At 50.1% G+C, this 15,716-nt stretch carries 12 protein-coding genes and 3 pseudogenes; 5 read left to right on the top strand and 10 right to left on the bottom strand.

What is annotated here, in order from left to right; all coding sequences use genetic code 11:
- Positions 1-448 (bottom strand): annotated as a pseudogene (locus IQ217_RS13500) (hypothetical protein); the annotation flags it as partial.
- A gap of 181 nt (positions 449-629) precedes the next feature.
- Here IQ217_RS13500 and rplI point away from each other — a divergent pair.
- Both rplI and IQ217_RS13490 read left to right on the top strand, forming a co-directional pair.
- Positions 630-1,088 (top strand): 50S ribosomal protein L9, encoded by a 459-nt coding sequence (gene rplI, locus IQ217_RS13495; RefSeq protein WP_194020342.1) that lies wholly within the window; start codon positions 630-632, stop codon positions 1,086-1,088.
- A gap of 231 nt (positions 1,089-1,319) precedes the next feature.
- The gene (locus IQ217_RS13490) at positions 1,320-1,706 is read left to right on the top strand and encodes a cytochrome c (protein WP_194020341.1); all 387 of its coding nucleotides are present in this window, start codon (positions 1,320-1,322) and stop codon (positions 1,704-1,706) included.
- On the opposite strand, the gene IQ217_RS13485 is transcribed toward IQ217_RS13490, so the two are convergent.
- Entirely contained in the window at positions 1,703-3,067 is a 1,365-nt protein-coding gene (locus tag IQ217_RS13485; RefSeq protein ID WP_194020340.1) for a UDP-N-acetylmuramoyl-tripeptide--D-alanyl-D-alanine ligase, read from the bottom strand. The genes IQ217_RS13490 and IQ217_RS13485 overlap by 4 nt on opposite strands.
- 243 nt (positions 3,068-3,310) lie before the next feature.
- On the opposite strand from IQ217_RS13485, the gene IQ217_RS13480 reads away from it, so the two are divergent.
- Positions 3,311-4,693, top strand: a complete 1,383-nt coding sequence (locus IQ217_RS13480; protein ID WP_194020339.1) for a hypothetical protein — start codon at positions 3,311-3,313, stop codon at positions 4,691-4,693.
- 158 nt (positions 4,694-4,851) lie between these two features.
- On the opposite strand, the gene IQ217_RS13475 is transcribed toward IQ217_RS13480, so the two are convergent.
- The 4 genes and pseudogenes from IQ217_RS13475 to IQ217_RS13460 form a co-directional block, all read right to left on the bottom strand.
- Positions 4,852-5,907, bottom strand: coding sequence for a fatty acid desaturase (locus IQ217_RS13475; protein WP_194020338.1), 1,056 nt, complete (start codon positions 5,905-5,907; stop codon positions 4,852-4,854).
- Positions 5,908-6,122: 215 nt separating this feature from the next.
- Positions 6,123-7,718: a glucose-6-phosphate isomerase gene (locus IQ217_RS13470; RefSeq protein WP_194020337.1), complete on the bottom strand. Its 1,596-nt coding sequence runs from the start codon at positions 7,716-7,718 to the stop codon at positions 6,123-6,125.
- A 303-nt stretch (positions 7,719-8,021) separates the two neighbouring features.
- Positions 8,022-8,628 (bottom strand): annotated as a pseudogene (cysE, locus tag IQ217_RS13465) (serine O-acetyltransferase); the annotation flags it as partial.
- A gap of 89 nt (positions 8,629-8,717) precedes the next feature.
- Positions 8,718-9,569 (bottom strand): carbonic anhydrase, encoded by an 852-nt coding sequence (locus tag IQ217_RS13460; RefSeq protein WP_228024112.1) that lies wholly within the window; start codon positions 9,567-9,569, stop codon positions 8,718-8,720.
- Between the two features lie 137 nt (positions 9,570-9,706).
- Between IQ217_RS13460 and IQ217_RS13455 the strand changes: the two are divergent.
- Both IQ217_RS13455 and IQ217_RS13450 read left to right on the top strand, forming a co-directional pair.
- Positions 9,707-11,255: pseudogene (locus IQ217_RS13455) on the top strand (bifunctional pantoate--beta-alanine ligase/(d)CMP kinase).
- A gap of 350 nt (positions 11,256-11,605) precedes the next feature.
- The gene (locus IQ217_RS13450) at positions 11,606-12,496 is read left to right on the top strand and encodes a tetratricopeptide repeat protein (RefSeq protein WP_194020334.1); all 891 of its coding nucleotides are present in this window, start codon (positions 11,606-11,608) and stop codon (positions 12,494-12,496) included.
- A gap of 47 nt (positions 12,497-12,543) precedes the next feature.
- Here the strand turns inward: IQ217_RS13450 and IQ217_RS13445 are convergent, their stop codons facing one another.
- The 4 genes from IQ217_RS13445 to IQ217_RS13430 form a co-directional block, all read right to left on the bottom strand.
- Complete coding sequence (locus IQ217_RS13445) at positions 12,544-13,506, bottom strand: pyridoxamine 5'-phosphate oxidase family protein (RefSeq protein ID WP_194020333.1); 963 nt, start codon at positions 13,504-13,506, stop codon at positions 12,544-12,546.
- 152 nt (positions 13,507-13,658) lie between these two features.
- Positions 13,659-14,060: a VOC family protein gene (locus tag IQ217_RS13440; protein ID WP_194020332.1), complete on the bottom strand. Its 402-nt coding sequence runs from the start codon at positions 14,058-14,060 to the stop codon at positions 13,659-13,661.
- Positions 14,061-14,158: 98 nt separating this feature from the next.
- Positions 14,159-14,827, bottom strand: a complete 669-nt coding sequence (locus IQ217_RS13435) for an FMN-dependent NADH-azoreductase (RefSeq protein WP_194020331.1) — start codon at positions 14,825-14,827, stop codon at positions 14,159-14,161.
- Positions 14,828-14,996: 169 nt separating this feature from the next.
- The gene (locus tag IQ217_RS13430; protein ID WP_194020330.1) at positions 14,997-15,689 is read right to left on the bottom strand and encodes a cysteine hydrolase family protein; all 693 of its coding nucleotides are present in this window, start codon (positions 15,687-15,689) and stop codon (positions 14,997-14,999) included.
- Positions 15,690-15,716: the final 27 nt, after the last annotated feature.

The following is a 15,716-nucleotide window of genomic DNA, read 5'->3' as shown; positions in this document are numbered from 1 at the left end:
GGGGAAAGGAAACGACTGGACTGGTTACAGTTTGGGCCGGAGGGGCGATCGCCTCTAAGACCGGAGGTTTAGCGGGGACGGGGGCAGGGGCAACAATTTTACTGCTCTGCTTGGAAGATTTGGTCTCTTTTTTGCTCGGGGAAGCCTGGGAGGATTGTTGGGCTGGGCCGGTTTCGGCGACTCCCTTCTCCGGTTTATCCGCCTTTGGAGTAAATTCCGTCGGCGACCCATGGGGTAAATCAAGGCTGGCGATCACCCTTTCCTTGGCCAAGTCTTCGGCGGCTTCCAGGGGACACTGGGCCGCTAGGGCCGTGGCTACCACAATGCCTTCTAGGGTGATGCTGGCTTGGACGATGTATAGTCCCCGATCAATTTCGAGCAGGTCACAGCAGAGACTGCCCTGGGGATAATGTTGACGGAAAAGGGAAATCAGGCTGGACATTGGCATCTGGTTGCGGAGGGCCGTCCCCCATGGTAACAGAGTAACTTTGCCTTTCTGTTCATTGTCCTGGGGAAAAACTGGCCTCCGGCGATCGCCAACTTTGGCGGGATTGCCCCTAAAGGTTAAGATGGAGGTTTGTGAATTGCTCCACAAGCTAAACAAACTTCATATTGGAAAAATTACAGTCATGGCAAAGCGAGTCAAGGTCGTTTTAAACGAAACTATCAATAAACTAGGCTTCACCGGCGATTTAGTGGAAGTGGCCCCCGGTTATGCCCGCAACTATCTCATTCCCAAAGGCCTGGGAATAGTGGCCACCCCTGGTATTTTGCGCCAGGTGGAACAAAGACGCCTCAAGGAATTGGAACGGCTCAAAGCAGAAAAGGATGCCGCCGAAGCCCGCAAAGTCGCTCTGGAAACCATTGGTCGTTTTGTGATCAAAAAACAAGTAGGGGAAGCGGAAGCCATTTTTGGTACCGTTACCACCCAGGAAGTGGCCGATGCAGTGGAAGCCGCCACCAACCAAAGTCTCGATCGCCGAGGCATCAGCCTGCCGGACATCCACAAAACTGGTTTTTACCAAGCCCAAATCAAATTGCACCCCGAAGTTATCGCTACGGTGGAAGTGCAAGTTGCTCCCCTGTAAACCAGTCGGCCCTCGCTGATCAACTGGGGGCAAGCTGGATAGATTTTTGTCAATGCTCCCCCCTGACCCAGGAAAATTCTGGGATCGATATTGGGGGAGTTTTAGTTTGTCAACGCAGTTAATCCAGGCCCCAGCCTAGGACTAAGCAAAGACAGGAATGCCCAGCATCAATACAATAGATTAAGTTTCTGAGTGGTGGTCCTGGCCACCTTGACCAATCGTTCCTAACCTATGGCCCCTGTAATCGAAAAAAATCCAACTGTTGCCAAGGTAAATGCTTCCCCCACCGGGATGTGGATTATGGCAGGCATTATTTCCCTGGTGATATTGGCAGTGGCTTTATTTAGCTTTATGAACTTTGATCCCTATGTGAACCAGGTGCTTGCCCTTAAAGGAGATGCGGATAGGGGCCGGGCTATTTTCCAAGCCAATTGCGTGGTTTGCCATGGCATCCAAGCTGACGGTTACATTGGCCCTAGTCTTTGGGGGGTGTCCCAACGGCGATCCCAGAGCCACATTATTCACCAGGTAGTTAGTGGTCAAACGCCTCCCATGCCCCAGTTTGAACCCAATCCCCAGGAAATGGCGGATTTATTGGATTACCTTAAAACCCTCTAAGCCGAGGTGGGGTTTTCTGCCAACAATTGACTAACCACTGCCCCGAGGCCGACGGAATTTGATGCTTTGAACAGGAGGCGATCGCCTGGTTGGAGGGTCGTTTTTAGGGCCGCCACTAAACTAGGTCCATCGCTGAAAGATTGGGTCTCCACACCGTTGGCTCCAGCGGCAATGGCATCGGTATTAGGGTCATTGGCCAATAGGTAAAGACCATCTAAACCTAAGGCTTTCACCTTGGCCCCCACCCGTTGGTGGAATGTCGGACCATAATCCCCCAGTTCTTTCATTGCCCCTAGCACTGCTAAACGTCGTTTTCCAGGGGTATTGGCCAATAAATCCAACGCTGCCAACATGGATTCCAATCCTGCGTTATAGGTTTCATCCAACAGCACCACGTCCTGCCCCCATTGATAACGACGGGCCCGACCCTTGGGCAACTCCACCGTCAGCCCAGACTGTAACCGTTGCCAATCCAACCCTAAACACTGGGCCACGGCGATCGCCGCTAGGTAATTAGAAGCATTGTGGACACCAGCCAAGGGCAAAGGCAAACTAACCCCATCAAGGATTAAATTTTCGCCATCAACCGTTCCTCGCACATCTCCCCCCTGCAGTCCATAGGTAATGGTTTTTCCCTGCCAAAATCGTTGGGCTGTCTTCATTAACAAAGCATTGTCTTGATTGAGGATGGCCGTGCTCTGGGGGGGTTGGTGGGCCAGCAATTCACACTTGGCCTCGGCGATCGCCAACTCCGATCCCAAAAGACCAATGTGGGCTGTGCCAACGTTGGTAATTAAACCGATGGTGGGCTGGGCAATGTCCGCCAACAGGGCAATTTGTCCCCGACCCCGCATGGCCATTTCCACAATGGCAAAATCATGGTCTGGGGATAGTTCCAACAAAGTTTTCGGCACCCCAATTTCATTGTTGTAATTAGCTTTGGTTTTATGCACATGGCCAAACTGGGACAGCACCGCCGCAATTAACTCTTTGGTGGTGGTCTTACCCACAGAACCGGTCACCCCAATGATGGGAATGGAAAACCTTTGTCGCCATCCCGCGGCTATGCGCTGATAGGCCACCAATGTATCTTCCACCAAAAATTGAGCCACCGTCTCCCCTAACCCCTCCACTGGCCGATCCGTCACCACGGCGATCGCTCCCGCCGCCCCGGCCTGGGGAATAAAATTGTGGCCATCAAAACTTTCTCCCCGTAAGGCGAGAAATAAATCCCCTGGCACCAAAGCCCTTGTATCGGTGCAAATATTATTTATCCGTATATCCGCGGAAAGATTGGTAACAGACAATAAGCAACTTTCTAGGAATGTACGGATGTCAAATAGGGAAAGTTTGGAGTTCATAGGAAAGAATAAGAGTGGGGAATGTGGTGGAGGAAAACTGGGTTAGAATTGACTCAGAAGTGTTAAGTCATTGCCAATTTTTATCTGTGATCTAGATCACTTACCATGGGTGCCTTCATCACTTACATTGGAAGAGAAATAGATATAAAAATGTTAGAAACCGACAATGTCTAGTAACAAGGTTCCGGTTTCATCCCAATGGGATCAGGGTGTATCTTACCATCCACAGCGATGCCTGATTAAATGCCCAGAGTATCGTTGACCTTATCTTATGATTTCGTTTTCATTATCAGTTTTCCCTACCCCCAATCTGCCCCCTTTTTACCAAGGAGGGTTGCCACTGTGAACCACAATCACCTCCACACCAACGACTCTGATAAAATGAACGACGAGCAGGCAATTTACGATTATCTGCTTAACTTGGTCCAGTCCGTGGAAGGGGACCAAGTACTTGAGGCGGTAGGGGGCCTTTTCTTGAGTGGACAAGGTGGCTCTCAAGGGCAAATTTCTACCCACTTAGAAAAAGTAATTAGAGTTAAAAATAACACTGAAGACTTCAACTACTTTTTTAACCGTTGCTGTTATATTCTGATCAACTATTGGCAACTTTCCCCCCCAACCCAGCGATTCATTCCCCAACTGGTAAATATGGTGGAAAAAGCGGTGGCTAATATTAGTCCTGGGGGCAATACAAAAGGAAACATCCGCCAACTAGTTAAAAATTTTACCCTCAGTGAACAATTTGTCCGGCTGAAAAGATTGGCTACCGTTGTCACTGCCAAGTTTGAAACTAAATCCAGCTCCGTTGGCACCCTCATCCACCGCTATCCCTATCTGTATGATTATTGCCTCATGGGGGACGATAGCAGTCGGGAACACCGCCAAACCATACACCGCATCAAAGCTCAAAATGAGCGTAAGTTTGAAATTAACCTTTCCCAGTACGTCACCTATCGGGTGCGCATGGCCAGAACCAATAAAGCTGGACTAATCTTGCCGGACAAGGAATTGATCAAGCCAGTGAAAAACCCTACCCTACTGAGCGATCAGGATCTAAATAGTTCCCTCAAACATTTTGTCGGTGCAGTGGAAAACGGTCAGAGTTACCAATCCCTCTCGAAAAGTTTCCGCAACCATGTGGCCTATACCCAATCCTTTGGCACTTTTAAGGACGAACTTTACGAATATATCCGGGGTTCCCTACAGGATAAGTATAAACAAGGAAGTTTTGATAAGAAACTATTTGACCTATTCCAAAATGCCTATCCGGAATGCAACCAACAGAAACCCACGGAATTTTTAATGATGCGGACTTCTAGTCAGTTGCTCAACTTTTTAGTAGTGGAAGGCAGTAAAAATCCGGATCACTATGTCTTTATTGATCTAATTTCCAATATTGGCGTGAAGAAGACCATTGGGGTATTGCTCAAAATTGTACTTTTCTGCTCTAAGGTGAAGCCTTATTTGGAAAAACGTTTTTCAATTTTGTTTAATCACTATGAGTCGATGGCCCGGGAGGGGGTGCCTTGGCTGGTGAAAACCTTGGAAAATATGCAAGTTGCGTTTAGTATTCATTTTGGCCGGGTGGACCTTTCCAGTCTCAACCGCTCTAATTTATCTACTTAGAAGATTTTCCCTCACCAAAAAAAAAGGAATCCAGCCCATTGGCCGCATTCCCAGATGTTTACTTCAATTTTAGTTAATGGTTGGGTAACTTCCCCCAGAGCTCAGCTATGGTTAATTGCTGACCAATCATGGGTTGAAAATGACCCATTAACTTAGGTTTAAACTTTTTTCAGGGAACCAAAGGTGCGGTAGCCATTCTCCGGATCATACAAATGACATTGGCTACTAATTTGTTGCATTAACTTCAAGTTAAAGGTGCGCTCATAGAGAAAAGGTCCCCAGTTTTCTTTTAAACTTGCGTGGGCTAGACGTAGGTTATAGGAAGGAATGGCAACGGAGAGGTGATGGGGAATGTGCACGTTAATGTCATGGCAGAGCACTTCTACCCAGCGGGGATAGTCACAATGGACAGTGCCGTTTAACTGGGCTTCTGCGGCGCTCCAATCGGCGATGGGACGGAAACGAATTTCTGGAATGGTGTGGTGCACAATGGTAAATGTGCTCATCCAGAAGTGGTACACGAGCCAGGGCATTAACCAAAATTTGACGAAGCCCCACACCCCTGTGGTCGCAATTAGGGCAGGAAAGGCGATCGCCGCAAAGAGAAAGACAACGGCGATGGATAGTTTGACTTTATTGCGGTCCCGTTCGGCAAAGTTGCTGAGTTTAAAATGCATTAAGCCCCAGTGGAAAATGGAACCAGTCCACCAAAAAGGCCCCCGGATGGCTCGGTAAAAAAGCCTGACGATCGCCGGGCTGGCTTGGAAAGCTTCCACACTCCAGGGATCCCAGGCGTTATCAACCTCAACTTTGTTGGTGTGGAGGTGATGGTGGTCGTGGAGCAGACGCCAGCTATGGAAAGGATAAATTAGGGGCGCAAAGGCAATGTGGCCCACTAAGTCATTGACCCAGCGTTTTTTGGCGAAGGAGCGATGGCCACAGTCATGGCCGACAACGAAAGCCCCCGTTAAGGCTGTCCCCGTCCAAATCCAAGTGATGGGTAGGAGGTACCAGGGCAGATAGATAATACCCAAATAGCCCACGGCGATCGCCCCTAGGGTGATCAAAACAGAAGCCCAGGCTTTGCTCGCTTTTTTTTCGAAGCATTCCTTGGGCAGGGTTTTAATGATGTCTTGTAGTTTTAGATCCGCAATCGGGCGATCGGGATTGCTGGGCGTTGCCGTTGGCATCAACGGGGGAATCGTGGCAGTCATTTATAAAGGTTTATCTCCAAATGGAAGGTCGGGTAGATTTTTGTTTAAGGATTCATGGGCTATAAAGCAGCCAAGGTTTGCCTTGCCTAGGAATTAATACTCAGGTAAACAAACTTTTCTTTTTATAGCACGTTGCCATTGACCAGGAACCGAATTGCTTCTGAAGTAAGCCATGATTACCTGGTCTGCAACTAACAATTGAAGATTAATCTGCCTTAACTCTGCCACTGGATTTGCAACCGTTGGGGAAATTGGCGATCGCCGTGGAGCACTACCCCCCGGTCATTGGCAGCCAGATGGCGGACGATTTTATACACCGTTTCCACCTGCTCCGGAGCCTGTACTTTGGTGGCCAAATCTTCTAGGGCAATGGGCCCCGATTCTGTCTGCAAAGTGGAGAGAATCGCTTTTTGCAATTCCAAAATGGAGGCGGCCGCTTTTTTGCCCGCTTCTACCCCTGGTTGATGGTAAGCGTTAACGCTCACCAGGGAACCATAGAAACTCACCGCCCGTTCATACAGAGCAATCAAAGCTCCAATACTGGTGGCATCCACCTGGGGAATGGTGACGGTAATGGAGTCCCGTTGATTTTCAAACAAGGCTTGCCTGGTGCCCTGCAAAAATCCTGATAAATAATCCCCACTGGTTACCCCCGGCTCCAACTCTAGGGATGGCCCTTGGCGATCATGCAATACCTCAATAAAAGTAGCAAAAAAGTTGGGCACCCCATCCCGCAACTGCTGGACGTAGGCATGTTGATCCGTGGAGCCCTTATTGCCATAGACCGCAATACCCTGATGCACCACCTTGCCATCCAAATCCCGTTCCTTACCCAGGGATTCCATCACCAACTGCTGTAAATAACGGCTAAACAACAACAGCCTGTCTTTGTAGGGCAGAATCACCATATCTTTTTTCCCTTGCCCATCCCCAGCGTAGTACCAAGCCAAAGCCAATAGGGCCGCCGGATTTTGTCTTAATTCCCTCACCCTAGTGGCTTCATCCATGGTTTTAGCCCCATCGAGCATGGCCTGAATATCAATCCCCTGGAGAGCCGCCGGTAATAGCCCCACCGCCGATAACTCAGAGGTTCTGCCCCCCACCCAATCCTGCATGGGAAAAGCTTGTAACCATTGTTCTGTCTGGGCCTGCTGGGAAAGTTTACTGCCAGGCATAGTTACCGCCACAGCATAATCGGCAAAATGCAAGCCCTGGGCTTCAAATACTGCTTTAGTTTCCGCCAAGCCATTGCGGGGTTCAGGGGTGCCACCAGATTTACTAGTGGTTATTACCAAGGTGCTTTTCAGTTTGTCTTGGGCCTTTAAACAGTTCAGCACCCGGTCAATACCGTCTGGGTCGGAGTTATCGATGAAATGAATGGCCAAGGGCGGGAAATCCGGGGCTAGGGCCTGGGCTACAAACTGAGGACCTAGGGCTGAACCACCAATGCCGATCGCCAACAGGTCGGTGAATTTGGGGGCGGTGGGAGGTTTAACCGTCCCTTGGTGAACAGCAGCGGCAAAGGCTTTAATTTGCTGTAGGGGTTCGGTGATTTCAGCCCGGATAGCACCGTTGGGAGCCAGGGCCGGATTGCGTAGCCAGTAATGCCCCACCATGCGTTGTTCATCCGGATTGGCGATCGCCCCTTTTTCCAGGGCCACCATATCTTGAAAAGCTTTGGCAAACTTGGGTTGCAAATCTTCTACCAAAGCATCACTAAATCCCATGCGGCTCACATCCAGGTAAAAATCGAGGCCACCATGGTAATAAAGCCAGTCTTGATAACGTTGCCAAAGTTGTTGGTTATTCATCGAAAAAATGGGTCTGAAACCCCGCCCTTGAGGACGGCCTTGCGTTCACATCTTAAGGCAATTAGAAAGATTTGATTAAACAGGAAAAAACATCCGGCCAAAAATTGAGGCTTTTCAAACCTCCTCTCATTCCATCGCTGTTGCAGTTACCGGGGCAAGATTAAAGGGTGCCCCCCAAAAATTCCTCAATTTCCCGATCGCCAAGGCGACAAAGCACCGGTTCCCGGTCAGTTTCAGAGCAGGAGCGATAATCCGATTCCCAATCCTGTTCTGACTGCTGTTTTTGTAAGGTTTTGACCTCTTGCTCCAGCAGTTCAATACGTTCCAACAAAAGCCGAATTACCTTACCTTCCGAGTCCGGTAGCTTGCCATGCTCCAAGGGATTAACCTTTTCCCCCGAGGGATGAACCATGCGCCCTGGCACCCCCACCACGGTAAAATCCGCCGGCACATCCCGCAACACCACCGAACCGGCCCCAATACGGGCATTGTCGCCAATCAAAATATTGCCCAACACCTTGGCCCCGGCCCCCACCACCACGTTTTCCCCTAGGGTGGGATGACGTTTACCGGTTTCCTTGCCCGTTCCCCCCAGGGTGACCCCCTGGTAGATCAAAGCATAATCCCCAATGATGGCTGTTTCTCCAATCACTACCCCCATGCCATGGTCAATGAAAACCCCTTGGCCAATCTGGGCCCCAGGATGGATCTCAATGCCAGTGAAAAATCGAGCAAATTGGGACATTAACCGGGGGAAAAACGGTAGCCCCAAAGTATAAAGACGGTGGGAAAAACGGTGAACAACCAGAGCTTGTAAACCGGGGTAACAAAAAAGCACCTCCAACCAATTGCGAGCGGCGGGATCTCGCTCAAAAATAATTCGGAAGTCAGCAATCAGTGAATTTAGCACCCAGTCAGTTCCTACCTAAAGCATTCATTTAGCGTTTTTAGAAATTTTTCCTGTATTTATGTCTAGTTATGCCCAGCTCCTTAACTAGATTAACGGGAACCCCGATAAATCCGCTCCGCCTGTTCCATTGGTAAATGACTAAACCCCGGTAAGGCAGAAAGTTTTCCCTGGGAGGGTTGGGGGGAGGGCATGGCCCCCGGGGGCTGACTACCGGGAACTTTAAAAGAATTGTAGGAAGTTAACGGACAATTGGGATGTAAATTGAATTCCGGCTCTAGATAGGAAAGACGGCTCTGGGGGGCAACAAAATCATGGAGTACCCCATCGTAGGCCAACACCTGTCCGCTTTCAATGCGGTAAATCCAGCCATGGAGGGATAAATTACCCTTGTGCAAAAGGGAATGGACGGCGGGGTATGTTTGGAGATTTTTTAATTGGGTAAGAATATTTTCCGCCACCATAATTTCGACCAGTTCTTCCCCTTCCAGATGTTCATAGTTATCCAATACCAGGCGCCGGGTAGCTTCCGTATGCTTGAGCCAGTCGTACACCAGCGGCATTTTTTCCTGGAGGGAATTAAGTTTGAGCAGACCCTTCATTGCTCCACAATGGGAATGGCCACAAACAATGATTTGATTGATTCCCAAGGCTACCAGGGCGTATTCCATGGCGGCCCCTTCCCCACCGTTGGCCGCTCCGTAGGGGGGAATAATGTTGCCAGCATTACGGATGACGAATAAATCCCCCACTTCCGATTGGGTAATTAGGTTGGGATCTACCCGGGAGTCGGAACAACAAATGAAGAGGATGCGGGGATGTTGGCCATGGGAAAGTTGCTCAAAGAGGTCACGGTGGGAACTAAAATAACCCTCCTGAAATTTTTGCAGTCCCTCGATGAGTCTTTTCATGCGATCGCCGTTGATGGAATTCCAGCCTCCCATTGTATCATTGAAGACTTGCGGCAGGGAGCCTAGGACGGCGGGGCAATTTGCCTAGGATATGGGTCAACACTTTGGCCATGGTTAGGTCTCAATGACTCCTATCGTTTGCAAACCATCCAACGGATAGTAAGGAAATAATGGTGCAGGTTTTTCGGACAATAGCAGGGTTACAAACCTATCTCCGTCAAGCAGGTTGGGGTAAAACTGTGGGCTTAGTACCCACTATGGGGGCTCTCCACGCTGGCCATGGCAGTTTGCTGAAACGGGCGGTGGCGGAAATGGATTTGGTCGTGTTGTCCATTTTTATTAATCCCCTCCAATTTGGCCCAGGCGAAGATTGGGAACAATATCCCCGGGACTTTGACGGCGATCGCCAATGGGCGGAATCTTTGGGAGTGGCGGTCATTTTTGCTCCGACGGTGACGGATTTGGAGCTTAATTCCAATGTTGATCAGACCACCGTACTGCCTCCCCCAGCCATGACTGAGGTTTTATGTGGTGCCCATCGTCCTGGCCATTTCCAGGGGGTGGCCACCATTGTCACCAAACTGTTCACCATTGTTTGTCCCGATGTGGCCTATTTCGGTGCCAAGGATGCCCAACAATTGGCCATCGTTCGTAGGCTAGTGCAAGACTTAAACTTAACTGTGACTATCCGCAGTTGTGCCACAGTACGGGAGGCATCTGGTTTGGCTATGAGTTCCCGCAATCAATATTTGAGCGATCAGGAAAAACAACAGGCCGCAGTGCTTTACCGCAGTTTGCAAGCCGCCCAAGAACAATATCACCAAGGCGATCGCCAAGTATCTTCCCTATTGACCATTGCCCAGGACATTTTAGCGACGGAACCCGCAGTAAAACTTCAATACCTAGAATTAGTCCAGAGAGATACACTCCAACCCGTTGTGGAAAAGATCCCTGACCAAATTCCTGCTTTAATGGCGATCGCCGCCTATGTGGGTAGTACCCGCTTAATTGATAACCTTGTGCTGAATCATCGACTGCCCATTATTGCCATTGATGGCCCCGCCGGAGCCGGGAAATCCACTGTTACTAGGCAGGTGGCCGATCGTTTAGGTCTGACCTATTTGGACACTGGAGCCATGTATCGAGCTTTGGCTTGGCTGATTTTAGACCGGCATATTGATCCCCAGGATGAACCAACAGTGGCGGAATTGACCAGTGGTGCGGAGATTGAACTAATACCCCGCCTTGCGCCCCAATTGACTGGCGTTAAAGTTAATGGGCAAGATGTCAGTGATGCCATTCGCACCCCAGCGGTGACCCAGTTGGTTTCCACCATTGCCGCCCAAGGGGCTGTCCGGGCCAAACTCCTCAAGCTCCAAAGGAAGTACGGCGACCAAGGAGGTATTGTGGCGGAAGGTCGAGACATTGGCACCCAGGTTTTTCCCAATGCGGAATTGAAAATTTTCCTCACCGCTTCAGTGCAAGAACGGGCCCGTCGTCGCCTCAAAGACTTCCAAGCCCAGGGTAATCAAGCCGTGGATCTAGCCCAATTGGAAGCAGACATTGCCCAGCGGGATCACCTCGATAGCACTAGGGCGATCGCCCCTTTGCAAAAGGCGGTGGATGCGGTGGAAATTGTCACCGATAACCTCACCATTGCCGAGGTGATAGAGATAATTATTGATCTTTACAAAAAAATACAATGAGGGGAAATTTTGATAAATGTTTGAGCACTTGGTAAAGAGGTTAGAATAGGTTGTAACAGAACAATCTATCTTTGTCTATCAACCCGATCGATCGCCAGAAATTTTCGACGAGATAGAATCAAAATTACTGACGCCAAGCTTTGCCCAGGCCGTTGATTTCACTTTGGGAGAAGTATGTGGCTGGTTAATTAAGTAATGTGATCTAATCCTGACAAGGGCAGCAGATAAATCCGGCGATCGCCCCGGAAGTTTGTACAATTCTGGTATATGAATTAAACACGGCGGTAAGTCTCTTCAGTTGGCCGCCAGCCCGACGTTTTTTTCCACTGGTGTACGGTTGCCATTTCCCTTGGTCGTGTTCCCATGCCTTCCCACTCATCTCGCACTACTATTTTTAACCCCCTGGAGTGCCGCCCCGACAGTTACAAAGGCTGGTACCAACAGGGCAATACCCTCTGGCAACAGGGCAAATACAACGATGCCCTCCTCAGTTACGAGCGGGCCTTGGAATATTATCCCGGGGATTATTGGGCTTGGTATAAACGGGGCATTACCCTAGAACATCTGGGGCGCTACGGGGATGCAGCGGAAAGCTATGGCAATGCTTGCCAAATCCAACCGGAAAACTACTGGGCTTGGTACGACCAGGGTTGTGTGTACCTCAACGAAATTGATGACTTTACCCGTGCCATTCCTTGCTTCCAAAGGGCTTTAGCCCATTTGCCCAAAGATTATTGGGCCACCTATCGCCTCGGGGAATCCTACCGACTCTCCGGCCAATACGAAGCGGCGATCGCCAATTTTCGGCAGACATTAACCATTCGCCAGGACGATTTTTGGTCTTGGTACCGGCTGGCGGACTGTTTTCGCCGTTGGGGTCATTATGCCGAAGCTTTGCAATGCTATAAAAAATCGGTAGAAATTCGTCCCAATGATTACTGGGCCTGGTTTCGACAAGGGGAACTGTGGCAAAAACTCTACCGTTATGCAAAGGCGATCGCTTGTTATCACCAGGCTTTGGATGTGGAAGTGGATGACGACTATAGCTGGTATGAAATTGCCCTTTGCCAAGTACTGCAAAAAAATTACGAAGATGCAGTTTACGCCCTGGGAAAAGTTTTGCAATGGTACCCCGCTACCTACCTAAGCTTGATTGAAGCGGAACCGGCTTTTGTCGACCTCCATCCCCTGCCTAGTTACCAAGCCTTACTCCAGGGAGCCAGACAAACTGTGGCGGAACCGACTTTTGGCTAAGGTTGCAACTTTAATTGGGCAATCCGCCATAGGTTTGGACAAATGGTTTACCAAGAACCTGTGTGCTCTAAAAAACGAGAATACTCCGGCTGAGACCAAGCTAAGGGCAAGCCACTATCTACCTGGATGCCCTGGGTAAGATGAAATTTGAACAGCCGCTCAGCGCCTGCATAGGCTTCAATTTCCGGGTCCCCGTCCCAAATCACCTCAGCTCTGCCTGTGAGATAAAGCAAATTGCCACGCTCAAAGTCAATAAACAGTAGGCCAGCCCTAGGGTTAACCTCAATGTTGCCAAAGGTGTTGAAGTGGCAGTTGCCAGCAAAGTCGGGCACAGTGAGGGTATCACCGTCGATGCGCACAAAGCCTGGTTTGCCGCCCCGGTGAGAGACATCGACACCTTTGGCGACTCCGGCAGCATCGTCCAGATAAGCGGTGGCGATAAAGAAGGTATCGGCAGCCAAAATCCCCTGACGTTCAGCTTCTCCCAAGGTGGTGAAGGTATGCAGGGGCTTGGCCGCAGTCGGGTCAAATGTAACTAAATTGAACTGTCGCGCCTGGATATACTTGGGACAGTTGCCAAAGGTTTGGCTCACTTGCACCTCAAAGCCATCGGGCCCAACATTGCTGACCATGCCATTAACGCGGTTGCGGCGACGAGTATGCAATTCAATCCCGAGAAAGCCAATATCAATACCAACTTTCAGCGTCTTAGTAAGCGGATCTCCATAGAGAGGCTGAGCGGCGATGTGAAGAGTGCGGTCATTTGGCGTTGAGATAAAGCCAGGTTCACCCACCAGGATGGATGCCCACGGATTCCCCCCAGTATCCACTGTACCGACCAGAAAGTAGGAAAGTTGGGAGTAGAATTGGCGATGCTGGTCGGGCAAAAATTCGCGAATAATCCGTCGGCCGAAATTATCCATTTGGTCTAAGGCACCCAACCGTTTTTGAATTGCCCTTTCCCCACTATGAAAGGGAGAATCTGCCCGTTGCCAACCAGGAATTGCCATGATGTCGGTTCCCCAAATTTTGAAAGTGATGTTTGTCAGTAAGAAGCAATATTGAAATCTGCAATATATCCAAATATAAAATGTCACGCTGGATAGACTTCCCAATGGTGCGTAGGTCCGTCTATTCCAACGTAGGTACTCTCAGCATTAGGTCAGCGGGCGGGAGCAGTCAACTCCATGCGAATGCCACCGGGAATGGCGAACATCATGTGCTGAGTGGGGCCATCTCCCAACAGTTCCGGCGCGAATTCAATCTCTACGCCTGGGACAGTTTTGAGCTTTTCGTAAATGGCTTTGAGAGTTTCGACGCCGTCTACTTTGAAGGCAAAGTGATGCAGGCCGATATTAGTTTTTCGATTAAAGGGAATGGCATGATCCGGTTCTACTGCCTGCCAGAGCGTCAATAAGCTGGTGCCGTCAGAGACAAAGTAAGCGGGATAATTGGGTACTTCACCGACTGGCTGAAATTCCAATACATTCACGAAGAAATCGCGGGTGGCGTTGATGTCGGGAACAGTTAGACCGATGTGATGGGTGCCTTGGGTAAGTGCCATGATTAAATTCCTCGTAGGGATAAAAGGTCAATCGAAGCAAGATGGATGTGGGGTCAAGTCCTTGGTGGGTAGCCTGAATAGACAGGCCGATGGGAGGGTTACACGACGACGGCGGAGATGCTTACCTTTTGGCTGAGCTGTTCCACCAGTTGAGGAATGGCCGCATAGGCTGCCGCTTTGGACTGCTGGTGGCGATCGTCGCCAAACTCCTGATATTCAATGCGAATGACGTGGTGTTCGCTCACCCCCAGTAAGCGGGAAGCGGTGATGATGGCCGTATCCAGGTGATTCTGTGCCCCGTGTACGCCGCCAAATTCAAAGCCCCCCTCGCCAGAGGCAGTCAAGATGACCAGAATTTTGCCAGTTTGAATAGGCTCAATCGGTTGCTCTCCTCGTGCTAGATCGAAAGAAAAGGTGCGTCCGATGCGAATCACCTGATCAATCCAGGCTTTGAGCGCCGACGGCATGCCGTAGTTGTACATCGGGGTACCGATGACGATAACATCGGCGGACTCTAACTCTGCCAGTAGTTCGTCGGATTCTCGTAGGGCGGTGACCTGTTCGAGGGTGCGCTGATCGACGGGTTTAAACGCGGCGGCAATCCAGTTCTCACTAATGGCGGAGGGGGGATTAAGCCCCACATCTCGTGTGATCCAGGTATCGTCGGGACGGACCTTTTGCCAGTGTTCGGCAAACGCGGTGGTCAGTCCGCGACTCAGAGAACGGGTGACGCGAGCACTGGCATCAATTTGCAAAATCGTTGTCATGATGGGTGTCCTCAAATAGTGGCTAAGCTGATTACAGAAATCCGGTTTTTCTTCTGAGGAGAGCGAAAACTCGGTCGTAGACTCTTGGTCATAAACTGATAAAGAAACCAGATTTCTAGCAATGCGGAGGGGCACGTTATGGTACTCACCCCCTATGACTGGCAGTTCTTCACGCAGGCTGCAAGCTAGGCAGGCTTTGTTCTAGAACCTGTAGCGCCTCTTGAGTAGACCAGACTGTGTTGGCCAACATCCGATAGTTCACCAGCGCCGAGGCATACCCGTCACCCTCGGGGACTTTCGCGCCAGCGGTGGCGTCCTTTACCACGGCGACTTCAAAGCCTTGCTCCAGTAGCTCTCGCAGGTGTGATTCCACACAGAGGTTGGACGACATGCCGCCGAGAATGACTTTGTCGATCCGCTGCTTACGCAGTTGCAGAATCAAGTCGTTATTTTCGGGACCATAGACCTTGTGAGGACTGCAAATCACCGTTTTGCCGTCTTCGATATAGGGCTTGTAAATGTCTAGCCAGTCCGCACCGGAGCCCTCCAGCCCCTCTAGTTGCAACGGACCAGGACGATCAAACATGCCAATACTGTGCATGAGATTTTCGAGAGCGCCTTCAAACTTCCAGCGATGATCCGCAGGAAAATAGTAGTGCGGTGAGATAAACAGGGGCAGATCGTAGGCTTTACCGGCTTTCATCAAAGCTTCGATATTGGCGACAGTATTGTTTTCAGTGACGCTTTCGCCCACGACACCCCAGGCCACGCCGCTAGGGCTGAGGAAGTCGTTTTGGGGGTCGATGATAACAATCGCGGTTCTTTCGGCATCAATGGTCATGCCGGGATTGGGTAGGGTCATGGTGGAAAACTCCTAAAGTGTTTAGCT

This window comes from Synechocystis salina LEGE 00031 (genome assembly GCF_015207985.1).
Lineage (GTDB): Bacteria > Cyanobacteriota > Cyanobacteriia > Cyanobacteriales > Microcystaceae > Synechocystis > Synechocystis salina.
The sequence above is the reverse complement of the archived record's forward strand: the minus strand, read 5'-3'. Positions and strand labels throughout refer to the sequence as shown.

Excerpts from the sequence above, each read along its gene's own strand:
- rplI (WP_194020342.1), top strand. The coding sequence starts at position 630 with ATGGCAAAGCGAGTCAAGGTCGTTTTAAACGAAACTATCAATAAACTA.
- IQ217_RS13490 (WP_194020341.1), top strand. The coding sequence starts at position 1,320 with ATGGCCCCTGTAATCGAAAAAAATCCAACTGTTGCCAAGGTAAATGCT.
- IQ217_RS13485 (WP_194020340.1), bottom strand. The coding sequence starts at position 3,067 with ATGAACTCCAAACTTTCCCTATTTGACATCCGTACATTCCTAGAAAGT.
- IQ217_RS13480 (WP_194020339.1), top strand. The coding sequence starts at position 3,311 with ATGCCCAGAGTATCGTTGACCTTATCTTATGATTTCGTTTTCATTATC.
- IQ217_RS13475 (WP_194020338.1), bottom strand. The coding sequence starts at position 5,907 with ATGACTGCCACGATTCCCCCGTTGATGCCAACGGCAACGCCCAGCAAT.
- IQ217_RS13470 (WP_194020337.1), bottom strand. The coding sequence starts at position 7,718 with ATGAATAACCAACAACTTTGGCAACGTTATCAAGACTGGCTTTATTAC.
- IQ217_RS13460 (WP_228024112.1), bottom strand. The coding sequence starts at position 9,569 with ATGGGAGGCTGGAATTCCATCAACGGCGATCGCATGAAAAGACTCATC.
- IQ217_RS13450 (WP_194020334.1), top strand. The coding sequence starts at position 11,606 with ATGCCTTCCCACTCATCTCGCACTACTATTTTTAACCCCCTGGAGTGC.
- IQ217_RS13445 (WP_194020333.1), bottom strand. The coding sequence starts at position 13,506 with ATGGCAATTCCTGGTTGGCAACGGGCAGATTCTCCCTTTCATAGTGGG.
- IQ217_RS13440 (WP_194020332.1), bottom strand. The coding sequence starts at position 14,060 with ATGGCACTTACCCAAGGCACCCATCACATCGGTCTAACTGTTCCCGAC.
- IQ217_RS13435 (WP_194020331.1), bottom strand. The coding sequence starts at position 14,827 with ATGACAACGATTTTGCAAATTGATGCCAGTGCTCGCGTCACCCGTTCT.
- IQ217_RS13430 (WP_194020330.1), bottom strand. The coding sequence starts at position 15,689 with ATGACCCTACCCAATCCCGGCATGACCATTGATGCCGAAAGAACCGCG.